The organism is Nitrospira sp. T9 (assembly GCF_052156535.1).
GTDB lineage: Bacteria > Nitrospirota > Nitrospiria > Nitrospirales > UBA8639 > Nitrospira_E.
This window is the reverse complement of record NZ_JBQKUP010000029.1, coordinates 223,858-247,830: the sequence shown is the minus strand read 5'-3', so window position 1 is coordinate 247,830 and position 23,973 is coordinate 223,858. Positions and strand designations below refer to the sequence as shown.

Here is a 23,973-nt window from a genome sequence, read left to right as displayed (position 1 = left end):
TTCCTACCTACCATTCTGTATAGGGAGTGCCATTCAGCGATTGACCGTCACTCCCACTTTTAACATCAAATATTCCAGCAGGAGAGTCCTCGCCCTCCTCCTGTTCTTCATAAATTTCGGTCCATGTGGTCGAGGAGTGGGTAAAGGGATCCACGGGGATGGCTCGAAGATACTTCTCTTCCACCAGGTCCTCTAAGGTCGCCGGATATTCCTTTCTATCCGCATAAAATTGATCAATGACCGCTCGCATTGTGAATAAATTTTGCTTCAGAGCAGCTTCCTTGGCTTTTATTGCCGTATGTTGAAACGTGGGAATCGCGATAGAAACCAGAATCCCCACGATTGCCACGACAATCATGAGCTCCAGCAAAGTGTAGCCCTTTTTGCCAAAAACTACAAAGTGGGTCATTACCATTCACGATAGGGGGTGCCATCAATTGCCTTTTTTTCGCTGGTGGTATAGATGTCAAAGACATCTTCCCCGCACCACCGGGATTCGTCTGGTTCATCCTGGAAACACCGTAGCCCCCATTCAGTGGTCTCTGTTATGGGATCAAAGGGGATTTTCCGGAGGTATCGTCGAATTTTTGGTCCCTCACCGAGTTGGGCTTCGTCGCCGGTTAATTCAACCTTTAAAAGGGTCTCAAGCGTTTTGGGATACCCCGTTATCCCGGTTTCCTCTTTGCAAGTTAATTTATTTTTGACACATAACGGTCCCAGGAGGGTAGCGCCATCTCTCGCCCAATCTAGTTGAAATGCATCAATAGCAGTTCGTACCGTTCGTAAGGTGTGGCGAAGCTCCAACTCTTGCGACCGTTTAATGCCGACTTTCGCAATGGGTAGGGCGACGGAGGCTAATATGAACATAATGACCAACGTGACCAGGAGTTCGATTAAGGTTACCCCCCTTTGAGCTGACGAGGGTTTATTCCACCAACACTCTGCCATGTTCCACCATGACCGGGATAGATTGGCCATTGGCTCCCAAGAACGTTGATTGTTGAATGTGAATGTTTGAGGTTCCCGGCCCCGTGGCTTCAAAAACCACCGTGGCAAGTGAGCCGCTTCCTTGGACGGCTGTTCCTTCCTGACCCATCTGGAGAACCAGTTGTCCTAAATGTGGCACGGCGGAGACGGTCATACTTGGAACCATTTGCTGAGATGTCCATACTGTTCCTTCATTGGCCTGCGCAAAGGAGAGGACCGCTGGGTCATAGGTCAGCGTGAGAGAGGTTTTTCCGACCGATGACAGGTTTTCCCCTTGAATGGTGATGGATATTTGCTCTCCGACTTTAACTGACGCAGCGGTCGGCAGGACTTGTAGGCGAGACCTATCGGTCACAGGCTGCGATGCATCCGCCGAGCCTGGTTCCACGGATGTTGAATCGGATGTCATTCCATCAGTTAATGAGAAATCTTTGGGGAACGCTGCCGATTCGGAAGAATCGGTCGTGTCTGTGAGCAAGTCCTGGGTGTTCAGAAGAGACACAGCCGGGTCGGGTTGTGAAAACATCGGCTTGGTGGTGTACTGATTGGCCGTGCCGGACCAGAGAGTCTGTTTCGCTAACTGCTGAGGTTGGACGTTTCGGACAATATGAGGGGTAATCACCAAAATGACCTCGGTCGTAATTTTTTCCTTATTAGTGTTACTGAGGAGGTCACCAAGCCCGGGAATGTCATCGACCCCGGGAACGGAATCCCGCGTCTTTGAGTCCTCCTCTGAAAGGAGCCCGCCGAGCACGACGGTCTCACCATCCCGCATATTGAGGGCGGTGTCCGCGGTACGGGTTCCAAACTTGAATTGGGTAATTAAGGGAGAGACTTGAAGTATTTCCCTAGCTCCCAGGCGGGTGACTTCTATCTGTAATCGCAGGGAAATGGTGTTGTTCAAGTGGATGGTCGGCTCAACGGTGACTTTGATGCCCGTATCCTTAAACTCAATGGAGGTCACGGTCGATGTGGTAGGTGTTCCTCCCGTGGTGGCTTGACCCGGTAAGACATTGGTCGTTGAGAGAAGAATGGGCTGTTTATCCCCGACATTGATGGAGGCCTTTTGATTATTGAGCACTCTGAGTTTAGGCGAAGCCAGGGTTTTTGCCTGGGACTCCTGTTTGAAAAAATTCAGCAACACACTGCTGGGAAAACGAAACAGATAAGAGCTTTGACCAATGCTCGTGAGTTCCTGGAATGTCCATGATGTTGCAAGTGTGTCAAAGGTTCCTTTTATAGGTCTAGTAGGATCCGTTGAATCGAAATTTGGCGGAAAAACTCCAAAGCCAGCTTCTTTGGCAAACTGTAAACCCAGGTTTTGTCTGTCGGTGCGGTTGACTTCCAGGACTTCCACTTCAAACAGGACTTCCGAGTCGCTACGATCATTGGCCAGGATGATTTGCTCCGCCAGAGTGACCTTGGCCGGTTCGTCCCGTATGACCACGGTGTTCAAGGGCTCGTTCACATAGACGCGCTTTGTTTCCAGAATCGTCCGAAGCAGATTCGCGATATCTTTGGCTTTGGCATTGGAAAGATAAAACGTGCGGATTTGCAGGTCATCATATTGCTCCCGTTTTTGCTTGGTATCGGGGATGACCAGGAGTCGATCAGGGCCCACGCGTTTGGCAAACAATTGGTTGGTCGTCAAGATGAGATTTAAGGCTTCATCAAAGGGTGTGTCCTTAGTGAAAATGGTGACGAGGTCATCCCGAACATCCTTATCGAATAGAATATCGATGTTGGCGGTTCTCGCTAAAATTTCAAAGACCTGTTTAAGACGGGTATTCTGGAATCGAAGAGTCACGGGCTCGGCGGAGCCACCGATGGCTTGAGTAGCTTTCTGCAGTTGAACCACTCTGGTGATGCCTTCAACAGCCTCGGACAGGGAGGGGTCCAATTCCACGGCTGATTCATAGAGCGCCATGGCTTCGTCGTATCGACCAAGGCCTTCCATTTTGTTGGCATCCAAAAAGGTTTGATGAGCACTCTTTAAGCGCCAGACATCGTTGAGGGCCGTATGGTGTTCTTTATTTTGTGGATCCAGCCCCACTGCTATTTGAAATTCCTGAAGGGCTTCGCCCATTTTCCGCTCTTTCACCATTTGTCTTCCACGGGAGAAATGTTGATTTGCCGCACGAATTTTCACCGCTTTGAATTTTTCATCAATTTCCTTATTGAAGGGGTCTTTTCTTAGGGCCTCCCGATAAGCCGCCACGGCCCCATCAAAATCGCCCTTTTGTTCAAGTTCATCCCCAAGTTGTGTTTCACGAAGAGTGCAGGACATCAGAGCCATCATAAAGACCATGGCCAACACGCAAAACGGATTTAATCTATGCATTGGAACCTTCGCAATTTAATGAGAATGACGGGGGGGTAAGACAGAAGAAATCAAAAATCCTCCTGAACATAGCACATCTGTCAAGTTCGAGCTAGAGATACCTGCTCGTTTCTTTAAGCTACTCTAGTTTCTGTATCGGATATTCCTTCGTCAATATTGAGCCTGAAAATTTTGTCAGAGAATAAAAGAAGGGTGTTCGGTTAAGCCCAAAGGGAGGTACGAATAGGAGCATTATCATACATAATCGTTATGGAAAATCTAATGGTTTAATCTTACTGGAAAATTTGGATATCCTCTGCCGGGGCTTCTGTTGATGGAGCTTGAACCGGGGAAGTTGTCGAAGGAGTATCCCCTAGGGAAGTTTCCCCTGAAGGAAGTGCGTTCCCTGCGGGAGCACAGTTGGCCGGCGCATTCGGATTGAGCGGGTTGACCTGGCAGTTGGTGCTTCCCTTGGCTTCGAAGCGGATGGCTTGGTACGTCTTGGCACCCTTGAAGATATCCTGGTTGTACGGGGTCTCGGTGCTGGTACTTCTGACTCCATGAATCTCCTGGCCAATTTTTATAAGCGCAAACTTGTTTCCGGTCATGGGATCAGCGTAGGCCTTCCGGAGATACCGTTTGGGTGACTTCTTCGTTAATTCTTCAAGGGTTCGCGGCCATTGGTTGGGGCGTGTGGCTTTTTGAATTTCCCAGTCCGCCACAAACCGTTCAATGGCTTTCGCAATACTGGTCCCACGAAATTGTAGCTCAGCCTCTCGATCCCGTTGCATGATGACCGACCATGGTTGAGTGACTTCCATCGTGGCAATGGACATGACGACCACCAGCATCATGACGAAAAGGTAGGTGACCCCATTCTGGTTTGTGAGAGAGGCCATCCGGCTTTCCGAATATTCCTTGAAAGATTTCCTCATTGAATGATGCTGTCTGTGTGTGAGGGTGCCGGCATCAGTTTCATGACCACTGCGCCATGGAGTTGAGTGAGGGTTACTTGTGGATAATCAGCCGTCTTCGTCCTTTCTCTGTTAGGAGCACCCAACCAAAAATTAAAAATGCGGCGCCAAAGGTATCGGCAACGAGATCCAAAATGTCAGCCTGACGCTGGGGGACAAACCATTGATGGATCTCATCGGAAATTCCGAATGCGATGACGCAGATGATGGCGAGGCCCATATTCCCCGCGTTCGGGGTTGTATATTTTAATGCGCGATAGAGCAAAATCCCGAGGACGCCATATTCGCAGGCATGTAAAAATTTATCATTAATATTGAATATAAAGGAAGGGAGGTGGAGTTGTTGGGCAGGATTTGATTGAGAGGACAGATACACAATAGCGAGCGCATAGAGGACTACTGGTCCCCAATACTTCAATATCACGAATGGTTTTGATATGGTTTGGGTCGGAGAAATCTGACACGTCCTTTTTGAATGGTGGCTTAATTGTTGGATAATAATCAGTTTGGCCGTGTAATGAAATACCGTACGTCTTCGATTTGCACGACGGGCAAGATCATCCCGTCCCCTTTCTGATCATGAGAAAAACTATAGATGAGTGATTCATCGGCAACCAGAGTACCAAAAAAAAGGACGCCGATGGCAATTTGCTCACCCTTTTGTTGCTGACTCCGAATTTGCTTGGCCGATTCAAGAGAGGGGAGGGCCACCAGATAGTCTGGCAATCCCATGGGCTTAAAGCGAACAATACCCCATGATGTGGATGTGAGTTCTGGGCCAAGGGCCACCAAAAATCCCTGATATTCTGGCATATATCTTCGGAGAAAGCCTGACCACAAGAAGGCAATGGGCTGTTGCAGGATGTCCTTGTGAATAAGGCGGGCCTCGTCTCGTGTGCGATTTAGTTGGAACAGGCGCTCACTTTGCTCCGTGTGATCCAGGCTCTGTAAGGTATGCCAATCCGGCGGGTGGCCTTCAAGTTCCTGAAGGAATTGTTCCTGTTCTTTTGGAAGCAGGAGGGGTCGGATACTCTTAGGAATTAGTTGGTGCAAAGACTGGCTTTCCAGTTGGATAAGAGGTTGGATTCCTTTGGCCATGGGAGGTTGTCCGTTGACCTGATCCGGAAACTGAAGCCCTGCACAAAAACTGAATAACGCAAGAAAATACAATAAGGGGTTTTGGCTTCGTTTCATGGGTTTGCGTTCTCGAAGACAGGTGTTGGGTGAAGGAAAGCGCAGAGTGTTGGAATGGGTGAATTCAGCCCAGGCCATATTATTAAAAGATAAATACACCCCATCGGCTATATGGGCCATTTTTCTTCCCGCCAGGCCATATCCCAAAACATCCATTCATATTGCGAACTGATGAGAAAGGCTTCCTCCATCCTGCCTTTTTCTGCCCTGCCTGCGGTTTTCGCGCAGCGATCGACGACTTCGCGCAGCCATCGGGTGACTTCTGCAAATTCGGGTGACCCATACAGCTGCAACCATTCATAATACGGATGAGAGGGTTTGGGTGCTGCCTTTTCCAAGAGGTGGTGTCCGATTTCACAATAGACCCATGCACAGGGAAGAGTTACCACCGTAATTTCCCCGAGTGTCCCGGTTTGTGCAACGCTTCTCATATGGCGACAATAGGCATAATTTGTTGGAGAAAGGGGAGTGGATCGCATGTCCTTGGGGGAAAGAGCCCATTGTTTTCCATACGATTCATGAAGCCCTCGTTCGACGGTTATCGTGTCTTCAACGAGTTTGGCAAAGCGAAGGGCCGTATCTCCATCCGTCGCTTTGGCCGATCCTAGAGCAAAAACTCTGGCCAATTCTTCTAAATACCTCGCATCTTGTAGGATGTAATATTGAAACTTTTTTGCCGGTAACGTGCCTTTGCCCAATGCCAGGACGAAGGGATGTTTTAACTGGGCTGCCCAAATAGGGGCTGCACGATTTCGTAATTGTTCTGAAAACGTCATGAGAGTCCGTGGTGAATTTTTCTCAACGTGTGTGGTGCCACTAGTTTTGTAGAACGGAGCGAGCCACTTGAAATGCTCTATCCATATCCGGCATATGGCCGAGATCCGGAGTGACCTGGAGATAGCGGATCACATTATTCGCATCGACGACCATGACGGCTCGTGCCAGGACATGCGGCCCCTCCAACAGTAATCCGTGGGAAGACCCAAACTCTCCGCCTCGAAAATCAGACAGAAATTCAACATTGGTAATGCCCGCTTCTTTCGCAAATCGTTCTTGAGCGAAAGGGGTATCGATACTAATGGTGATCAGTTGCACTTGTTGATCAAGACCCTGGTTTTTCTCACTCAGATAATGCGTTTGTTGTTCGCACACCTTGGTATCCAGGGAAGGCACAATATTGATAATGCGGACTTTCCCTTGCGTTTCATGAATGTTTACGAGTGATAAATCGCCTTTTGCCAATGGGACCGCACGAAGAGTCTCTCCGGCTTTCACTTCAATACCACTCAGCGGCAAAGGAGTGCCTCGAAATAGAATGGTCGAACCCTCTCCTGTTCCGGCGCTTTCTTTATCAACTGGAATGTTTTTATAGGAGAAATCGTGTCCTGATTGATCATTAAAGGTCGAACAACCCGGTAATGGCACAGCCGTTAAGATGAGAAATAACGAAATAATCGAAATTCTTGGCATAATAATGCTCCTTCTATCCGGATCGGTAATCCGAGCTTGAGGTGCCGTGGTGTGTAAAAACTATCATTTTCTTTCAAGCTTAGGGTGATAGCCTGTTGGAAAATGTTTCGTCAGGATTTTCGTTCTAAAAATGAGAGGATGTATTGGTTCACGATAGTGGGTGCTTCCCATTGTGCAAGGTGTCCGGCCTCAGGGATGACATGCCATTCAACATGCGGTAACTGGTCTTTTACCCGTTCACCGACTTTGAGTGGAAACACCCGATCATGCTCCCCCCACAAGAGGAGGACCTGATGAGAAATCTTTTGAAGCCTATTTCCATATTGTCCCTCCCATGTCTTGATATTGTCCATTAAAGAATAGAGGGGGGCAAGAAAGTCGCCCCGTTGGCGATTATGAAATGAACGATCAATGATCGTAGGGGAAATGAGTGCTGGATTATAAATGATTTCTTTGAGAATATGTTCCGTGGTCCTTTTTCCTGCCATCCAATTTCCCAATTTTGCGAGCCAGAGGGGAGGGCGGTGATAGAGAAAGCTTTGGTAATGCGGGGAAGCGATACTATTTTCAACCTGGGCAGGAAATCCTGATATGAGCACAAGTCGTTCCACACGTTCCGGGTAGTCAAGGGCCATGGCCATTGCCAACCCCGCTCCCATGGAATTCCCAACTAAAGTGGCTCGTGGAATATTGAGGGTATCCATGAATTCCCGAAAAAACTCCAAGAGGTATTTTGGTGTGTACGCGGCTTCCGGTTTATCAGAGAGCCCAGAGCCGAGCAAATCCAGGATGATGACCCGATGAGTATGGGCCAGAACAGAATATTGATGTTCCCATTGCCACATCGACCCGCCAAATCCATGGATAAGGATGAGCGGTGGACCTTGCCCGACGTCAAGATAGGCAATGCGATGGGTGTTGACTCTGGTGATCTGATAGGGCACACGTTGGATTAGTTCGATTCCGGAAGGGAGTGCCCTGAGAGAGGAGCAACCCAAGATCGTCAAGCATCCAAGTGAGACCATGAAAAGGAGAAATGATCGGAAGTGAGAGCGGCCCTGCATTATTATTCCAGATGAATCAGAGTTTCATCAGGATTCACTTCATCTCCTTCTCTCACGTAGATGGTGATGACGGACCCGGCAATAGGCGATTGGACGCGATTCTCCATTTTCATGGCTTCTACCACCAAAAGGGAATCACCCACGTTGACACTTGAACCCTCGGTAACGAGGACCTTGACCACGCGGCCAGGCATGGGTGTGGTCACGTCTCCAGGTTGTGATGGCTTGGGACGTTTTTCCCTCTTTGATGTCTGGGATGGTGGAGGGTCAGGTGAGCCGGCTAAGACTTCCTGAATCGGTTCGAGATACACTTCTTCAAGTTTGTCATTCACCTTAATATAATAGGGTTTCACGCCGTCAACCGTCTGCCCGGATCCCGACACGCGAATGTGATAGGCCTCGCCGTGAACCGTCACGTTAAATTCTACCGGGGCTAAATGAAGATCGTGAGCCACAGCCGGTCCACTCTCCGAGGAGTCATGCAGGGGCTCGGGTTTTAGTTCCCCTCGCTCCCGTTCATCAAAAAATTGCAACGCCACTGATGGGAGGAGTGCATAGGAGACAATGTCTTCTTCAGCCATCTCTCGCCCAACGAGTTCCTGTTTTGCATCGTCCAGTTCAGGGTCAAGGTTGTCAGCGGGACGACCGGACACGGGGACGTCGCCTTCCAAGGCTTTTTGCCGAATCTTGGAGTTGAGGGTGCCAGGTGGTTTCCCATACAAGCCTTGAAAATAATTTTTGGTTTCATTGGTAATCACTTTATAGCGTTCACCGGTTAAAATATTCAGTGTCGCTTGCGTTCCGACAATTTGGCTGGTGGGGGTGACGAGAGGAGGATACCCCATGTCCTTTCGCACGCGCGGGATTTCTTCCAGCACTTCTTTGATTTTCCCCAGGGCATTTTGCTCGGCCAATTGGGCTGCCAAATTCGAGAGCATTCCACCAGGCACTTGGGAGAGAAGAATGTCCGTGTCGACACCGGTAAAATCGCTTTCAAATTGGCGATAGCGTTTTCGTGCCTTGCGTAATTTATCCGCAGCCGGAGCGATCTGCTCAAGATTCAATTTCGTGTCATACGGTGTATTCCGCAGGGCGGCAATAAACGATTCGGTTGGAGGATGGGAGGTACCGCCGGAAAGGGGAGATAAGGCGGTATCCAGAATATCCAACCCGCCCATAATCGCCATCAGGGAAGACATGGAAGCCATACCGGAGGTGTAATGTGTGTGCAGGTGAATCGGGACTCGAACCGTGGCCTTTAATCGTGAAATCAGTTCATAGGCTTCAAAGGGAGGTAGGAGTCCGGCCATATCTTTAATGCAAATGGTGTCTGCCCCAAGATCTTCGAGTTGTTTGGCTTGTTCCACAAAATGATTCAGGCTGTGGACCGGACTGACGGTATAACAAATGGTTGCTTCGATATGCTTGCCGCAAGCCTTCACCACTTCCATGGCCGGCCTGATATTTCTGATGTCATTCAGCGCATCAAAGATCCTGAAGACATCAATGCCGTTTTGAGCCGACAATTCAATGAATTTTTCAAGGACGTCGTCAGCATAGTGTCGATATCCCACAAGGTTTTGCCCACGCAAGAGCATTTGAAGACGGGTTTTCGGCATGGCCTCCCGGAAAGCTCGTAGGCGCTCCCAGGGGTCTTCCTTAAGAAACCGGAGGCATGAATCGAAGGTGGCACCACCCCACACTTCTAGTGACCAAAATCCGACTTCGTCTAATTCGGATGCCACGGATAAGAGATCCTCTGTGCGCATGCGGGTCGCCAACAGAGATTGGTGTCCATCCCGTAGAGCCACATCGGTTAAAAAGACCTGGCGCTTCGGAGATGCTTCGATATCCAGAGCGGGAGCGGCATCCAATTTTGTCCGGGTAGGGACGGGACGACTGGGTTTCCTGCTTTTATCAGAGTGTGCGGTTTTTCGTGACATAAGGCGACCTTTCACATGTGCAACGGGATCACAACGTTATCGTGACGGTTGTTATAATCCTTCAAACGCGGCGATGGCTGCGGACAGGGCAATAACCAGATCCTCCGGTTCTTCTGCTTCCTCATATTCAAAGAGTTCTGGATGGCGTTCAAGATAGGAGGTGTCAAATCGCCCGGCTCGAAAATCCGGTTCTTCCATGAGCTTTGTCATAAATGGAATAGTGGTTTTGACACCCCGCAGGACAAATTCTTCGAGTGAGCGATGAGTTCGGCGAACCGTTTCGTCCCAGGTTCGACCATGAACCGTCAACTTGGCTAACAGGGCATCATAATACGGAGGGACGGTATAATCTTTGTACACCGCTCCGTCAATGCGGACTCCAACGCCGCCAGGGGATAAATAAGCCGTGATTTTTCCCGAGGAGGGTCGAAATCCGTTTTGGGGATCTTCCGCATTCACCCGACATTGAATGGCATAGCCCTGGAGATTGACCTCATGCTGCCCGAAGACCAGAGGGCGTCCTGCGGCAATCCATAGTTGGGATTGCACAATATCAACGGTGGTAATCTGTTCCGTGACAGTGTGTTCCACTTGAATGCGAGGGTTCATTTCCATGAAATAGTATCGTCCATCGGGATCCAACAAAAACTCCACGGTCCCGGCATTATAAAACTGGGCGGCGCGAGCCATGGCGATGGCCGCTTCCCCCATTTCCGCCCGTAGTCGTGGGGTTAACACAAGTGACGGGGCGATTTCTATGAGTTTTTGATGGCGCCGCTGAATCGAACAATCGCGTTCTCCCAGATGAATCACATAGCCGTTTTTGTCTGCCAGTAATTGAAATTCAATATGGTGGGGTCGTTCCACATATTTTTCAAGAAATAATTCCCCGTTTCCAAAGGCTGCCAGGGCTTCACGGGCTCCCGCCTCCATGGCCTCTTGTAATTCATCGTCCGAACGCACGACGCGGAGGCCTCGCCCTCCACCCCCGGCGCTGGCTTTGACCATAACCGGGTATCCCGCCTTATGGGAGAACGTCAGGGCCTCTTCTAGGGTACTCACACTGCCATCTGTCCCTGGAACAACAGGGACGCCAATTTTTATGGCCAGTGCTCGAGCCTGGACCTTATCGCCCAGTAGTTCGAGTGAATGGGGAGATGGACCAATAAAAAGAATACCGGCTTCTTCGCAGAGCCGGGCAAAATCGGCGTTTTCTGCTAAAAATCCATATCCTGGGTGAATGGCATCCGCTCGAATCCGCTTCGCCAATCCTACAATTTGTCGAGCATCAAGGTAGCCTTGTACAGGGCCTGGACCGACTAAATACGCTTCATTGGCTTTTTTGACGTAAATGGCGGTGGCGTCACTTTCTGAATAAATCGCCGCCGTGGCAATGCCGAATTCTCGACATGCCCGGATGACCCGCATCGCAATTTCTCCTCGATTGGCAACTAAAACTTTTTTTAACATTCGATTCTAGTGTTGTGTCGTAATAATTTGAGATAAATGACCGTGCAGGTGATGCTCCGGTCTTTTTCACGAGGCTGAGATGGTATCAGAAGATGGACAACCGAATCAGGGTTTTTCCGTCAATTATTGACCGGTAAGAAGTGGATAAAATTTCCCTTTTCGCATCAGGTTTTGGCCTTCCCGTGAGAGAGCAAATTGTTCAAAGGCCAGGGCCTGAGGTGAAGGTTGGGCATTCGTGATGAGCATCACGGGTCGTTGGAGTGGATAGCGATTATCCAGTACCGTTTGTACTTCAGGCTCCACGCGATTAATAAACAGAAGATTGATCGCGACTCCGTCTTCTTTCGCCCTGAGAGCCGGAGTCATGGATACAAACGTGATGGCCTCAAGTTTTCCACTTACTGCTTTAATGGCCTCATCCTCGGTTCCTGCTCTATAGGCGGAACGCGGGATCCCATCTGGAATACGTAATATCTTTTCGAAACCTTGTCGAATATTTTCATTCGTGGTTCGATTGATGAGCACGATTTTGGTTTGAGGGGCTTCCTCATAAACTTGAGACCAATACCGGATTTTTCCAGAAAAGACATCCGCAACTTGCTGGGTGGTCATTTCTTTCACCGGGTTTGAAAAATTGGTTAAGACAGCGATGCCGTCTCTGGCAATTGGCGTAGATCTGAGAGAAGGAACCTCTTCCCCCGTGATCCCAATGTCGGCTTCGTTGAGTTCGATAGTTCGGATAGGCTTGGCATTGGGATGCCAAAAAATATCGACGGAAACAGAGGGATGGCGGGATTCAAACTCCGCAGCCAGAATTTCCAGGAGATAACGCTCTGGTCCATTTCCAACGATAAGAATGGTCCCTGAAATCGGAGTTGGAACCGTAAGGGGAGGATCTGAATTAGGTGATTCTTTTGAATGCCCAAGGGCCACTGAAAGAATGAGTCCCCAGAGAAAACCTATCCCGACCACACAAAAAACCTTGCCAACAATATTGTTAAAGAGCCGGGTGGCCGCCATATTTCTTAGGTTCCTTAGCAAGAACAACCGTTGCGCAAGTGGTCGAAACTACAGAAAAAGTTATCACCAAGAATAAAAAACGGGCACATCTTTCCGGTTTATGGAAATAAATGTCAAGGGGAGAGGAATGGGGAAGTGAGAAAATCTTGGGCGATCACCATTCAAAGGGCCGCCCAAGCTTTACCCTATTCTCCTCCGGAGGGTTGGGAATTGGCTTCGGTCGGGGCCGCGCGCTGGCCCATAATTGGGGGGAGTTTGGAAAACTTATCCATTCGTTCATTCAGCATATTATAGGCTTTGCCTTCAGCGAATCCTGGTTTATGTGTTCCCACAATTTTTGACGCAAACGAGGACATAATTCGTCGGCTTTGGGTAGTATTGCATTTTGGGCAAAGCGTTTCTTCCGGTTTGACGCTCAGGGCTTGCATGGCCTCATAATGATGATCGCACCCTTCACAGACATATTCATACAATGGCATACATAACTCCTTTGAAATTATACGAGGATGAACATGAATGATATCTCCGTCAAAGTTTGAGTATATCGAAGATTATATTGACGTGGCCAATAGCTAATTGAGGTGTGTCTAAAATTGTTCAGAAAAGATTGACGGCAAGTTTATGATTTCACTATAATTTTTCGTTGGTCTTTTTACAGACAATTTTTGGAGGAATGAGTCATGTCGGTGTTAATTCGGAAATTTAAATTGCCCACTGGAATGGTCAAGGAGGAGCGCATTGACGATCCAGATCGCATTGAGCGGTATATGCAGTTTTTTGATAAAGAGCAGCAAGCCAAGCTTGATGCCGGCCAAAAAGTTTTTTTAGACAAAGATGAATGGCAATTTGTTGATAATTGAATTCCTGCAGGGCAGGCTCCCTCTCCGTTATATTCCGACCAGGTTGTCCCCACGTCAGATTTTGATCGTGTCTGTGGGGCAGGCTCGGCTTACCACTCAGTGAAGGAGCATCACGACTATGGGGTATTGGATCCATTTGAAACGATCACTTGATGAAGCGATGATCCATCGGGATCGTTGCCCGGAGGTGCCTTCAGGCCCGCATCGGTCTGATTTTTGGGAGGGTGGGTGGACCGAATATCCGGATAAGGATACGGCTCTGGAATATTTGGAAAATACTGACGCTTCCCTCCAACTCAAATGTCCCTTATGTAAACCGTAATTCGTGTTTGCGGATAATCGGTTCATCAGTCCGTGAACAGGATTCTTCCTTATTTTTTAATAATTTTTTTGTATGGCTGAGAAATTTGCGAATGCCCGGTGGGTGAAGGAGGGCTTTTTAGACAATCGGATTGTCGGATCCGTTATTGGGCAAATTACCTTTGCCGGGCTTGAGGCCGTGGATGTGTATTTAGTAGGTGATTTTGTTGGAGAGATTGCCGGAAAGGTGATTGGTTTTCGTAATCCGCGCTTTTTAGATGATCCTCAGGCAGGAGAATCGTTATATGATTTTTCCGTCCCTCAATTAGGAAAAGTCAGTCTCATGTCGTTTGATCCGCATCCTCTCCTTGAACCCCATCCCTACTTTGAATGGTTTTCTACTCATCAACAACATTATCGCATTGAGCTGCAGCCGGATGAGGCGTGGCTCCTGTCTGAAGTTGAACAAGATGCTGTGGAGGACCAGGCTCAGCGGATCCGGCAAGAGCTAACACCTCTCCTGCCATGAACAGATGCGAGTTTGTGTTGTGTCCTTGTGTTACCCTAAGGCCAGGGAAAAAATTTCATGGTAATAGGTGGTCTCAGGAAAATGATCTGTGCATATTGACCAGTCACGCCACCTGTGTTCGTTATTGATTGATTGACTCACTCTTTTTCCATTCGTAAAATGCCCGCCATGAATGATCGATTTTTAAAAGCCTGCTTGCGTCAGCCCGTAGACCGAACCCCTGTTTGGTTTATGCGGCAAGCGGGCCGATACATGGAAGAATACCAGGCTATCCGACGCAAGCATTCTATTTTGGAGGTATGCAAAACGCCTGCGTTAGCTGCCGAGGTCACGCTGCAACCTATCAATCGCTTTGATCTGGATGCGGCGATCATTTTTGCGGATATTTTATTGCCCCTCCAAGCCATGGGATTAAACCTGGAATTTATTGAGGGGAAGGGTCCGGTCATTGATAACCCGATACGCGGTGAGATGGGTATTGTGGATCTGCGTCCGGTCGATGGCGAGGCGTTTGCCTATGCCGGAGAAGCCATTCGCCAGACACTTCAGGCTCTCGATAATCGAGTTCCGTTATTGGGATTTGCCGGAGCGCCGTTTACATTAGCCAGTTACGCAATTGAAGGCGGAAGCTCGCGGGACTATGCCCGAACCAAGAACTTAATGTTCTCCCAGCCGACCGTGTGGCATCAATTGATGTCCAAACTGTCCGTGGTTGTCGTGGAGTATTTACGAGTACAAAGTCGAGCAGGCGCACAAGCCATTCAACTCTTTGACAGTTGGGTCGGTTGTTTAAGTCCTGGCGATTATGAAGAATACGTCCTTCCTCATGTGCAAAATATTTTTTCTGCCTTACGGGTTGAGGGAATTCCCCTCATCTATTTTGGAACGGGAACGACCGGTCTTCTTCCGCTGATGCGAAAGGCGGGAAGCGATGTGATGGGTGTCGACTGGCGAGTTCGTTTGGATGAAGCATGGGGCACTATCGGGTTTGATGTGAGTATTCAAGGTAATCTGGATCCCCTGGTTCTGTTCGCCCCGGAAAAAGAAATTGAGCGTCGGGTGAAGGATATTATGCTGCAAGCTGGCGGCAGACCCGGTCACATTTTTAATTTGGGTCACGGCATTCTTCCTAATACTCCTTTACACAGCGTTGAGTTTGCCATTGAATGTGTTCGCCGGTATTCATCGGCTTCTTCACGTGAATGATGTAGCGGTACTTTTCCCCCGTCGGATTTTTCCCTCCCCATGAACACCTGTTTATTTCAATGTCTTAGCCACATACATGCATTTCCTTTCTGATTGCTTGGGACTTCATGAGGAAAATTCCATACCAAGTGGTGATTGTCGGAGGGGGAATATCCGGACTGGCCACGGCATATGCTCTCAGGGAGGAGAGTGCGACAACACAGACACCCGTGCAATGCACAGTCGTGGAACGAGAGCCTCGGTGGGGTGGAAAAATTCTGACACATGTGACGGACAACTATCTGATCGAAGGTGGACCTGACTCGTTCCTGACTTCCAAACCATGGGCTCTAGAATTGTGTCGCACGTTAGGACTTCAGGATCAGTTGATTTCTACCAACCTCCAACACAATCAGACATTTTCATTTTGCCGTGGAGCATTGCGAGAACTCCCACAAGGTTTATTGGCCTTTCGACCCAGACGGGTTGATACGCTTGTTTCCAGCGGGCTCCTAACCTGGGGGGGGATGCTTCGCATGGCTGCCGAACGGTTTTGGCCAAAGCAGAATCCTCGGCCGGCAGATGAATCTTTGGGAGATTTTTTTCGTCGACGATTTGGCACCGAAGCCTTCGAGTATGTAATCGAACCATTGGTGGCAGGCATCTATGCCGGGGATGCCGATGAACTCAGTATTGAGTCGACCTTTCCACGATTCCGCGAATTAGAGCGGGAACATGGCAGTGTCATTAAGGGAATGCGAAAGGCTCTGGCCAGTGCGCCACCAGCCCCGAGTTCCTCCGGCGCAGCCACCACCATGTTTATGTCGCTTCGTGGTGGATTAAGTGAACTCATTCAGGCCCTGGTGGAGGCATTGCGCAAACGTGGAGTAGGGTTGATGGCAGGGGTCGGGTGTCTGGAAATTCAATCTCCGAATCTGGAGTCAGGGGAATTTCAGGTCATGTTGGAGGATGGAAATCGGCTTCCAGCTGATGCGGTCGTGTTGGCCACTCCGGCATATCAGACCGCTCGGTTACTTCGTACAGTTCGTCCCGAAACAGCGAGTCTGTTAGATGGGATTCCCTATGCTTCGACCGCGACGATTTCTATGGCCTATTCCGTTGAGTCTATTGCTTCACAGATTCGAGGATTCGGATTTGTGGTGCCTCGAAAAGAACAACGCCCATTGCTAGCCGCAACCTGGACTTCGTTGAAGTGGCCCGATCGGAGCCGGGCTGGAGAAACTCTGATCCGTTGTTATATTGGAGGTCGAGGGCGAGAGACGATTGTGGAGCAGGATGATCGCACCCTTGTGAAATGTGTTCGGGGAGAATTACTCTCTATGGTGGGAATCACGGCTGCCCCGACCTATACAGAAGTCCATCGATGGCGGCAGGGGATGCCTCAATATGTGCTCGGACATCGGGATCGGTTGGCTAAGGTTCAGGAACAGTTAGCCCGTTCGCCAGGCCTGTATATCACGGGAGCAGGTTTGTATGGCATCGGTATCCCCGATTGTATACGGGAAGGCACAAAGGTTGGAAAGCAACTGCTACAGGATTATGCCGCGAATCATGGAATAAAAAATTCTGGAAGCACAGAATCCGGTGGAAGGGGCCAGATCGGATAACGTGGAAGAGCAAATGGACGCGATTATTCGGGCTCATGCCTGGGTTAGCGGAAAAGTTCAAGGAGTCGGGTTTCGAGCGTTTGTGCAAATGCAGGCCAACCAAATGGCATTACATGGGTGGGTGCGAAACCGTGCTGAAGGAGGAGTCGAATTGGAAGTTGAAGGGCCTCAAGCATCAGTTCATACCTTTCTTGAAACCATTCACAAAGGACCTCCTCTCTCTCAAGTTCTTCAGGTAACGGTTGACTGGAAAGACCCAAACAGGCAAACTGAAGGGTTTCATGTCCTTCGTACTTCTCTGTAGGGGATAGGGGCATTGGAATCCGGTTATTCCGATCTCAAAACCGGAACCATGCACGGTCGTTATCAATGTTGAGTCGTTATTCCATGAACTATAAAGCACATATTCGTGAGGTTCCCGATTTTCCTAAGCCGGGTATCCTTTTTTACGATATTACGCCCTTATTAAATAATCCTGTTTGTTTTCGTTCCATCATCGATGAGTGCCTACGTCACTATCAGGATGCCGGTATTACCAGAGTGGTGGGCATTGAATCGCGAGGATTCATTTTGGGAAGCCCATTGGCCTATCACTTGAAAGCCGGTTTTGTTCCGGTTCGGAAGCCCGGCAAATTGCCGGCCGATGTGTTTGAAGTCAATTATAATTTAGAGTATGGCTCGACGACTTTGGCGATTCATCGGGATGCGATTCAAAAGGGAGAGCGAGTGCTTGTGGTTGATGACCTTCTTGCCACTGGAGGAACGGCCGGGGCGACTGTCCACCTGATTCGGCAATTAGGTGGCGATATTGCCGGCGTGGTATTTCTTGTCGAATTGCTGAAACTCGATGGACGAAACAAATTGAACGGGTGTGACATCCACTCCCTAATTACTTATGAGTAAGTACATGGACGATCCTATTACCGCATGATTCACCGGGGAAGATGTTTGCAATGAGTTTTCCTGTCGTGTGAGAGAATGGTTAACTTTGGAAGGAAGAAAGGAAAGTAGTATGGCCGAAAGACCAGTCAAGAAAGAAACAAAAACAACGGCCTCCGCCGGAACAAAAAAAGGGCCGGCTAAAGGCCCATCAAAAGCCACTTCTCCAACCCCCGCATCGCGGAAGCCGGCGAAAGCTCCAACGGAAGATCGTCATGTCGCGTTAAAGGAAATTCTTTTGGCCAAACGAGAGGCGTTGATTCAAGAAATCAAACAACAGCTTGGACAATCAGTGACAGAAGAACAACAACGGCGGCTGGAAGCGGCCATGGATAGCGGGGACCAGGCGCTGGTGGATTTGGATCGCGAAATGGGGATTTCTCTTCAGGAAATGCGAAACCGTGAACGACAATTGATTGATGACGCCTTGGATAGTTTGGATGAAGGCACCTATGGCGTGTGCGCGGAATGTGGGGGAGAGATCAATGAAAAGCGTTTGCAAGCGCTTCCGTTTGCCCGTTTATGCGTCGAGTGTAAATCCAAACGTGAACTGATGGAAAAGATTGAACGATCGGAACAGCGGCAATAATATCATCAGGTTTGCCGCTTCTGTTCTTTCACCGTGTCTAGCTGGGATTGGCATATACCCATCCAATTTGGCAATGGTGTTTTTTGCCTTCAACGGTCCTACCACCAACACTTGAGCCTGTGACCGATCATTCCTTTACAAAAAAATCCAGATCCATCTAATAGGCGGGAAAAAGGGGTCAAGGACGGCCTTCGTAAGCTCATGTCAAAGATTGTTGTTCTGGCAAGTGGCGGGTTGGATTCAACGGTGACGGCTGCCATTGCCAAATCAGAAGGATATGAGCTGTATTTCCTGACTATTGATTATGGGCAACGCCATCGAACGGAAATTGATTGTGCGCAAAAAATTTCTGAATATCTTGAGGTCAAAGAACACAAAATAATCCCATTGGACTTGCGAACCTTTGGTGGATCCGCGCTAACCGATCAGATTCCTGTCCCCACCAATCGAACCGTACGGGATCGTGAACAGCAGATTCCCGTCACCTATGTTCCAGCCAGGAATACCATTTTCTTGAGTCTAGCGCTGGCCTATGCCGAGGTGTTGGGTGCCTCCAGCATATTTTTTGGGGCCAATATTCGTGACTATTCCGGTTATCCGGATTGCCGACCGGAATTTATTCAAGCCTTCAAGGAAGTGGCTCGTCTTGGCACCCGAATGGGATTGGAAGGCCAACCGGTCGACATTCTCGCCCCGCTACTTTTTTTGACCAAACGTGAGATAATTCAAAAAGGCCATGCCTTAGGGGTGCCTTTTCAATGGACTAATAGTTGTTATAATCCAGGTCAACAAAATCAACCCTGTGGCCATTGTGATAGTTGCATGATTCGTCAAGAAGGATTTAAGGAAGCACAACTTCCTGATCCGCTATTCGCCGGATAAATTTGGGGCCGTGGCCCGGTCTGAATGCGATCGAGTCTGATATAAAGGAACGTGGACATGAACAAGCAACCAAGACGAATAATTCTCAGAGGTGTGGCAGGGGTTCTTTGTTGGTTTATTGTTGGATGCTCTGAGAATGGGACGAGTGCCGGGGAATCATCTCCTTCCGCAACCATCGCCCAGGTATCGGCCGAGAAAGACCTGCCAACAGAATTCAAAGAGGGCGAAGAAAAATTCAATGCATTTTGTTCCCCTTGCCATGGAGTGCAGGCCGTGGGAACGGCTCAAGGTCCCCCCTTGGTGCATAAAATCTATGAGCCCAGTCACCATGCGGATTTCGCTTTTCAGCGGGCTGCGGCTCAAGGGGTCAAGGCCCACCATTGGAAGTTCGGGAACATGCCGAAGATCGAAGGCGTGACTGCAGATGACGTCACGCAGATTATTGGATATATCCGGTGGCTCCAGCGCCAGGCTGGAATTTTCTAGACAATACCGGATGTTGCCCGGTTCAGCCACCTTCCATATGGGTGGCCATCACGTCAAAACTGACTTTTGTTTGCTTACCAATGGTTTACCCCGTTTTGGAGGCAAATCCTTCACGGCATACTTCGTTCCAATTCATGAACCAGCCCCTGGATCCGTGTAAATCCCGCCTGCCAGAATGCCGTGGAGTTGATATCTACCTGTAGGGGTTTGAGCAGGTCTTGAGGACTGGCCGACCCACCTCCTGATAGCAATTGTAGGTATCGAGGCACGAACGAGGGCCCTTCTGCTTGATAGCGTTGAAACAACGACAGGACTAATAGACTCCCAAAGCTATAGGCGTAGCAATAAAACGGACTGGCAAAGATATGAGGAATGGCGAGCCATTCCCATTGAAACTCCTTGTCCACGGGGAAGCGAGGCCCGAACTGCTCCCGAAGGAGGCTCAGGTAGGTTTGAGCGAGCGCATCGACGGTCGCGCCTTGTTGAACCATGTGATGGGCTTCCCGTTCAAATTGAACAAAGTAGGCCTGTCGCATAATGGTGGCATACGCATCGTCGAGTTGATCGACAAGGAGCCCCGCCCTGACCTTGGGATCTTTTTCCTGTTGGAGAAGTAAATCGGAAAGCAGGTGCTCGCCAAACACAGAGGCCGTTTCCGCAAGAGGAAGCGACGAATGAAACGTGAAGATGGAATGCTCCTTTGCCATCATCGCGTGGACAGCATGACCCAGTTCATGCGCCAAGGTCGAAACATCACGGGGCTCGCCGGTGAAATTCACCAGGACATAAGGAGTCTGCGTGGGGAGCACGCTATAGCAAAAAGCCCCGCCCATTTTGCCGGGTCGAATCGCAGCATCAAGGTGATTCTCTTCAAGAACCCGCTTCGCCCGTTCGGCCAATTCCGGTGAAAAGGCTTGATACGCTTCCATCACCAACTCTTTCGCCCTGGCAAAAGAATATTTCGATTTCTTCGCCGCGAAGGGCGCATACAGATCGTAACGTTGAAACTGTTTGATCTTCAGTAACCGTGCCTTTAACCGAAAATATTCCTGGAAAATAACGGCATTCTTTCGACAGGTTTTCAGCAGAGCATCAACGGCTTTTTCGGGGACATCATTTGTGACATTACGCACGGCCATCGGAGAAGCGTAATGGCGCAAGGTGAGGCCTTCATTTCCCCAATCCTGAACCAGGCTTTTATACATTTCTCCAAGGACATCCCGGTGTTCACCATAGACTTTGAATAGCGCGTGGTAGGCTCCTCGACGAACCGAAGCCAAGGGATGCCGGACATATCCCATGAGTTGTTCGCGGGTCAGACGGGTCGTCCGGCCTTTCATTTTCATGGGAAATGTCAAGCTATTCGTGGTGACGCCATACAATGTTTCGAGAGCCTGACGACCGGTCGTACTCTTAATGGTTAAAATTCGTTCCTCAGATTCACTCAAGGTGTGCGGTGTGAAACGAGTCAGGGTCTCCAGATGATACCGAAACCGCTCGGCCTTTTCCGTCAACCGGGCCGCGTTGGTGGAATCCAGGCTTTGCCACCAGAGATCAAGGAACACCAGTCGATTGGAGCAGTCTGTCAGTCTGTTCCGTACTTGAGTGTCAAACGCCCGGGCTTCTTGGTTTTTTGTATTTTCTGAAAACCATAAAAACGAAAAAGCCCGCAACGTCGTCATGTGCTCGGTGACGGTTTCGTATTGCTCCCAGATTTTTTTGAAACGGGTAGCAGAAATATCCGGGGATAAGTCCGGTCGTACGGCCTCGAGTTCGGAAATGAGGGAGTCAAGCTTTTTGGTGATCCGCTTGAAGTCTTTGGTCGGATGGCGCAGGAGACCTTGAAGGTCCCAGGATGGAAGAGTCTTCGACATGTGTACTCCTTATAAGGATATAGTGAAGAGTATATTTTATTGTCTTTATCCAGTATGAGTAAAAAATATTGCCCCTTCGTGCCTTCGCGTTGCTCCGGTCACCGCATGAAGGGGAAATATCCCGATTACCACAGTCTTTTCTTGGCGAATGCTCTTCCTGACCCGGTTTTGTGGTAGCGTTCGAACGCAAGGGCTTTTGAGTCCTCAGAAAAGCCATAAAGGTTATGAGCTTCCAAGGTTTGACCTTCGACGTATGAACAGGTCCGCCACCGTTGTGAATGGCCAGTCGTTTTTTAAATCGGAAGTAAAGTTCTCCGCCCAAAGGGCGGGGCTTCCACGTTCGTTTTAGTGATACCGTTGTAACTCTGCTTAGGATGTGATTCGCTTTTGATGAGATACACATACTTCATTGTGGAAGAGTGTTTGTGTCCTCCTTCGCTGAAGCTTTGGCGGACAGCCTTCGCTCTCTTCTGTACTGGCCTGCCAGCCGTAGCCATCGCGAAGGCTGGCGGTGTGCGCAGTCAACAGCGAATTTCTCTCCGATGTTAACTAACCCTACCAATTAAATCTATCAGTTTTCCCTGACTTACCGCCTGCGGGGTAGTCATTGTCCTTTCAATTGCCATTTCCGTCTTTAACAGGGAAAATGCAGGGAATTTATTTCGTTTTAGAGGGAGACTTGTGGACCATAATGGCATAACTCTCCATAAAAATAAGGTGTTCAGGAAGTCCTATTTCTCAGCTACAATTCAAGAACAGGGAATTGGGTTCCCTGAAATTATATTCTTGGAAAACCCGGTGAGATTTTTACCCCAAAAGACAGCTTGGTAAAATTCGTTTATTGGCCCTCTGGCAGCATCATTAATAATTTGCCATGCACTTGGGCCCATCCCTCCACCCAATATATCCACTATTTTTTGGGGAATTCTTTCAGTAAGGCTTGAAGAAAGGCGTGAATTTCTGGAGAACTCCTTTCAATGCTCTGAATCCCGGTGATCGAAAGTTCGATAAACTGAACGTTTTTCACATTGAGCCTATGGAATTTTTTAGGATCGTCTGCTACGAACTCCACAACAGGAATCACGGCGTGATTGGTATCCTTGCCGGCTTTGATCATGACAGGTCCAAGAGTTGAAACGAAAAAACCCTTTGTTTGTCGGACGTGTTCCGGAAACGCCCAAATACTCCATGAATCCCATTCAATATTCAGCGTGTTCCTAGGTAAAAGAGCCTGACGTGTCCACCGCTGGCGCTCTCCCACCTTTTGAAGCGACGCCCTCATGTTTAGGACATCATAAAACCCACCTGTCTCCTCTTTGGAAGGGGGAAAGTCATGCTGGTTTCTTTGCAGGAACACATTCTCAGATACGACTCCTGGGGCGTGTTCTGGAACTCCTCTTACCGGGAAGAGCACTTCCCTCCTTAACCTTTCTTGATAGTGAAGAGGACCAATTGCCATAGAATTTTCAATCCACTGGGTATCTTTTTTGTATCGTTCGTTAAAAAGGAAAATAGGAATTATTTCGAAGACTTCCAAATCCTCGTTTGTCATGTGCATTCGGATTTTCCACTTATTAGGACTCAGGGGAAAGTCCGTCCAGCCGCCGACTCCAGGGTAATTCTTGTATGTTTGATATTCAAAACCAATCGACGTGGTTAACGCCAACTCGTGGTTGCCCCATACAACCAAGCGCGTGTCTTTTTCAGGAATTTGATTGTGAAAGTATTCAGGACTGGAGTCGATGGTTTGGCCACAACCAACTAAGAAAAACATCACAATGCATACTATCCATAGCTTTAGCATAAAAATATGAATCCTGTGGGTCTCGAATTCCTAATTATGCCCCCTCGTGCCTTCGCTAGGCTCCGGTCACCCCATGAAGGGGAAATATCCCGATTACCGCAGTCTTTTCTTGGCGAATGCCCTTCCTTACCCGGTTTTGAGATAGCGTTCGAACGCAAGGGCTTTTGAGTCCTCAGGAAAAGCCATAACGGTTATGAGCTTCCAAGATTTGAATTTCGAGGTATGGGTGTAGCCGGATAATGGGCAGTGGTTCTGACTCCTATTTTTTATCTGCCCTGCAAGAACTGGGAATTGGTGAGTTTCGCTTTTTAGCGGTTATTGTAAATCTAGGAAATTTGGCATTCTCAATAATACACGAAGTTGGAACAAAGGCTTAGGCGTGAAAGGATAAGAGGGGCAGATGCCTTTTTGTTCGGGGGTTTGGGGATAAGTCTGTTGAACCGTCTTTGACAAGG

Annotated in this window: 26 protein-coding genes; 10 read left to right on the top strand and 16 right to left on the bottom strand. The window is 48.9% G+C overall.

All coding sequences use genetic code 11. The features are described 5' to 3' along the window. Positions 1-7: 7 nt before the first annotated feature. The 13 genes from ACTRXD_RS06280 to ACTRXD_RS06220 all read right to left on the bottom strand — a co-directional run bounded on the left by ACTRXD_RS06280 (position 8) and on the right by ACTRXD_RS06220 (position 12,921). Complete coding sequence (locus ACTRXD_RS06280; protein WP_442430980.1) at positions 8-409, bottom strand: prepilin-type N-terminal cleavage/methylation domain-containing protein; 402 nt, start codon at positions 407-409, stop codon at positions 8-10. Further along, on the bottom strand, positions 409-948 hold the full coding sequence (locus ACTRXD_RS06275) for a type II secretion system protein (RefSeq protein ID WP_442430979.1): 540 nt from the start codon (positions 946-948) through the stop codon (positions 409-411). Before ACTRXD_RS06275 ends, ACTRXD_RS06280 begins: the two co-directional genes overlap by 1 nt. After that, entirely contained in the window at positions 926-3,328 is a 2,403-nt protein-coding gene (locus ACTRXD_RS06270; protein ID WP_442430978.1) for a secretin N-terminal domain-containing protein, read from the bottom strand. Before ACTRXD_RS06270 ends, ACTRXD_RS06275 begins: the two co-directional genes overlap by 23 nt. Before the next feature lie 272 nt (positions 3,329-3,600). Further along, on the bottom strand, positions 3,601-4,206 hold the full coding sequence (locus tag ACTRXD_RS06265) for a hypothetical protein (protein ID WP_442430977.1): 606 nt from the start codon (positions 4,204-4,206) through the stop codon (positions 3,601-3,603). A gap of 109 nt (positions 4,207-4,315) precedes the next feature. Continuing rightward, positions 4,316-4,705 carry a VanZ family protein gene (locus tag ACTRXD_RS06260; protein ID WP_442430976.1) on the bottom strand — a complete coding sequence of 130 codons (390 nt, stop codon included), beginning with the start codon at positions 4,703-4,705 and terminating at the stop codon, positions 4,316-4,318. Positions 4,706-4,782: 77 nt separating this feature from the next. After that, a complete protein-coding gene (locus ACTRXD_RS06255; RefSeq protein ID WP_442430975.1) occupies positions 4,783-5,595 on the bottom strand; it encodes a hypothetical protein in 813 nt (270 codons plus the stop codon). Further along, positions 5,583-6,251, bottom strand: coding sequence for a thiaminase II (tenA, locus tag ACTRXD_RS06250; protein ID WP_442430974.1), 669 nt, complete (start codon positions 6,249-6,251; stop codon positions 5,583-5,585). Before tenA ends, ACTRXD_RS06255 begins: the two co-directional genes overlap by 13 nt. Positions 6,252-6,291: 40 nt before the next feature. Further along, positions 6,292-6,945 (bottom strand): thiol peroxidase, encoded by a 654-nt coding sequence (tpx, locus tag ACTRXD_RS06245; RefSeq protein ID WP_442430973.1) that lies wholly within the window; start codon positions 6,943-6,945, stop codon positions 6,292-6,294. 110 nt (positions 6,946-7,055) lie between these two features. Beyond that, entirely contained in the window at positions 7,056-7,943 is an 888-nt protein-coding gene (locus tag ACTRXD_RS06240; protein ID WP_442430972.1) for an alpha/beta fold hydrolase, read from the bottom strand. A 68-nt stretch (positions 7,944-8,011) separates the two neighbouring features. Continuing rightward, complete coding sequence (gene oadA, locus ACTRXD_RS06235; RefSeq protein WP_442430971.1) at positions 8,012-9,952, bottom strand: sodium-extruding oxaloacetate decarboxylase subunit alpha; 1,941 nt, start codon at positions 9,950-9,952, stop codon at positions 8,012-8,014. 51 nt (positions 9,953-10,003) lie between these two features. Continuing rightward, positions 10,004-11,422 (bottom strand): acetyl-CoA carboxylase biotin carboxylase subunit, encoded by a 1,419-nt coding sequence (locus ACTRXD_RS06230; protein ID WP_442430970.1) that lies wholly within the window; start codon positions 11,420-11,422, stop codon positions 10,004-10,006. A gap of 123 nt (positions 11,423-11,545) precedes the next feature. After that, positions 11,546-12,442 carry a substrate-binding domain-containing protein gene (locus tag ACTRXD_RS06225; protein WP_442430969.1) on the bottom strand — a complete coding sequence of 299 codons (897 nt, stop codon included), beginning with the start codon at positions 12,440-12,442 and terminating at the stop codon, positions 11,546-11,548. A gap of 185 nt (positions 12,443-12,627) precedes the next feature. Beyond that, on the bottom strand, positions 12,628-12,921 hold the full coding sequence (locus tag ACTRXD_RS06220; RefSeq protein ID WP_312747467.1) for an FmdB family zinc ribbon protein: 294 nt from the start codon (positions 12,919-12,921) through the stop codon (positions 12,628-12,630). Positions 12,922-13,122: 201 nt separating this feature from the next. Here ACTRXD_RS06220 and ACTRXD_RS06215 point away from each other — a divergent pair, with 201 nt between their 5' ends. The 10 genes from ACTRXD_RS06215 to ACTRXD_RS06170 all read left to right on the top strand — a co-directional run bounded on the left by ACTRXD_RS06215 (position 13,123) and on the right by ACTRXD_RS06170 (position 19,840). Next, positions 13,123-13,302: a hypothetical protein gene (locus ACTRXD_RS06215; protein WP_312641234.1), complete on the top strand. Its 180-nt coding sequence runs from the start codon at positions 13,123-13,125 to the stop codon at positions 13,300-13,302. A gap of 118 nt (positions 13,303-13,420) precedes the next feature. Beyond that, on the top strand, positions 13,421-13,624 hold the full coding sequence (locus tag ACTRXD_RS06210) for a hypothetical protein (protein ID WP_312641236.1): 204 nt from the start codon (positions 13,421-13,423) through the stop codon (positions 13,622-13,624). A 72-nt stretch (positions 13,625-13,696) separates the two neighbouring features. Continuing rightward, positions 13,697-14,131 carry a hypothetical protein gene (locus tag ACTRXD_RS06205; protein ID WP_442430968.1) on the top strand — a complete coding sequence of 145 codons (435 nt, stop codon included), beginning with the start codon at positions 13,697-13,699 and terminating at the stop codon, positions 14,129-14,131. 168 nt (positions 14,132-14,299) lie between these two features. Next, positions 14,300-15,337 carry a uroporphyrinogen decarboxylase gene (hemE, locus tag ACTRXD_RS06200; RefSeq protein ID WP_442430967.1) on the top strand — a complete coding sequence of 346 codons (1,038 nt, stop codon included), beginning with the start codon at positions 14,300-14,302 and terminating at the stop codon, positions 15,335-15,337. Between the two features lie 107 nt (positions 15,338-15,444). Then, positions 15,445-16,944, top strand: coding sequence for a protoporphyrinogen oxidase (gene hemG / locus ACTRXD_RS06195; RefSeq protein WP_442430966.1), 1,500 nt, complete (start codon positions 15,445-15,447; stop codon positions 16,942-16,944). 13 nt (positions 16,945-16,957) lie between these two features. Beyond that, the gene (locus ACTRXD_RS06190) at positions 16,958-17,248 is read left to right on the top strand and encodes an acylphosphatase (RefSeq protein ID WP_442430965.1); all 291 of its coding nucleotides are present in this window, start codon (positions 16,958-16,960) and stop codon (positions 17,246-17,248) included. 83 nt (positions 17,249-17,331) lie between these two features. Next, positions 17,332-17,847 (top strand): adenine phosphoribosyltransferase, encoded by a 516-nt coding sequence (locus tag ACTRXD_RS06185; RefSeq protein ID WP_442430964.1) that lies wholly within the window; start codon positions 17,332-17,334, stop codon positions 17,845-17,847. Between the two features lie 109 nt (positions 17,848-17,956). After that, positions 17,957-18,472 (top strand): TraR/DksA family transcriptional regulator, encoded by a 516-nt coding sequence (locus ACTRXD_RS06180; RefSeq protein ID WP_312641248.1) that lies wholly within the window; start codon positions 17,957-17,959, stop codon positions 18,470-18,472. Between the two features lie 201 nt (positions 18,473-18,673). Further along, on the top strand, positions 18,674-19,354 hold the full coding sequence (gene queC, locus ACTRXD_RS06175; RefSeq protein WP_442430963.1) for a 7-cyano-7-deazaguanine synthase QueC: 681 nt from the start codon (positions 18,674-18,676) through the stop codon (positions 19,352-19,354). A 57-nt stretch (positions 19,355-19,411) separates the two neighbouring features. Further along, positions 19,412-19,840, top strand: a complete 429-nt coding sequence (locus tag ACTRXD_RS06170) for a c-type cytochrome (protein WP_442430962.1) — start codon at positions 19,412-19,414, stop codon at positions 19,838-19,840. Between the two features lie 110 nt (positions 19,841-19,950). On the opposite strand, the gene ACTRXD_RS06165 is transcribed toward ACTRXD_RS06170, so the two are convergent. The 3 genes from ACTRXD_RS06165 to ACTRXD_RS06155 form a co-directional block, all read right to left on the bottom strand. After that, entirely contained in the window at positions 19,951-21,714 is a 1,764-nt protein-coding gene (locus ACTRXD_RS06165; RefSeq protein WP_442430961.1) for a M3 family oligoendopeptidase, read from the bottom strand. Between the two features lie 910 nt (positions 21,715-22,624). Then, the gene (locus tag ACTRXD_RS06160) at positions 22,625-23,491 is read right to left on the bottom strand and encodes a hypothetical protein (protein ID WP_442430960.1); all 867 of its coding nucleotides are present in this window, start codon (positions 23,489-23,491) and stop codon (positions 22,625-22,627) included. Positions 23,492-23,644: 153 nt separating this feature from the next. Beyond that, positions 23,645-23,788 (bottom strand): GIY-YIG nuclease family protein, encoded by a 144-nt coding sequence (locus ACTRXD_RS06155; protein WP_442431019.1) that lies wholly within the window; start codon positions 23,786-23,788, stop codon positions 23,645-23,647. Positions 23,789-23,973: the final 185 nt, after the last annotated feature.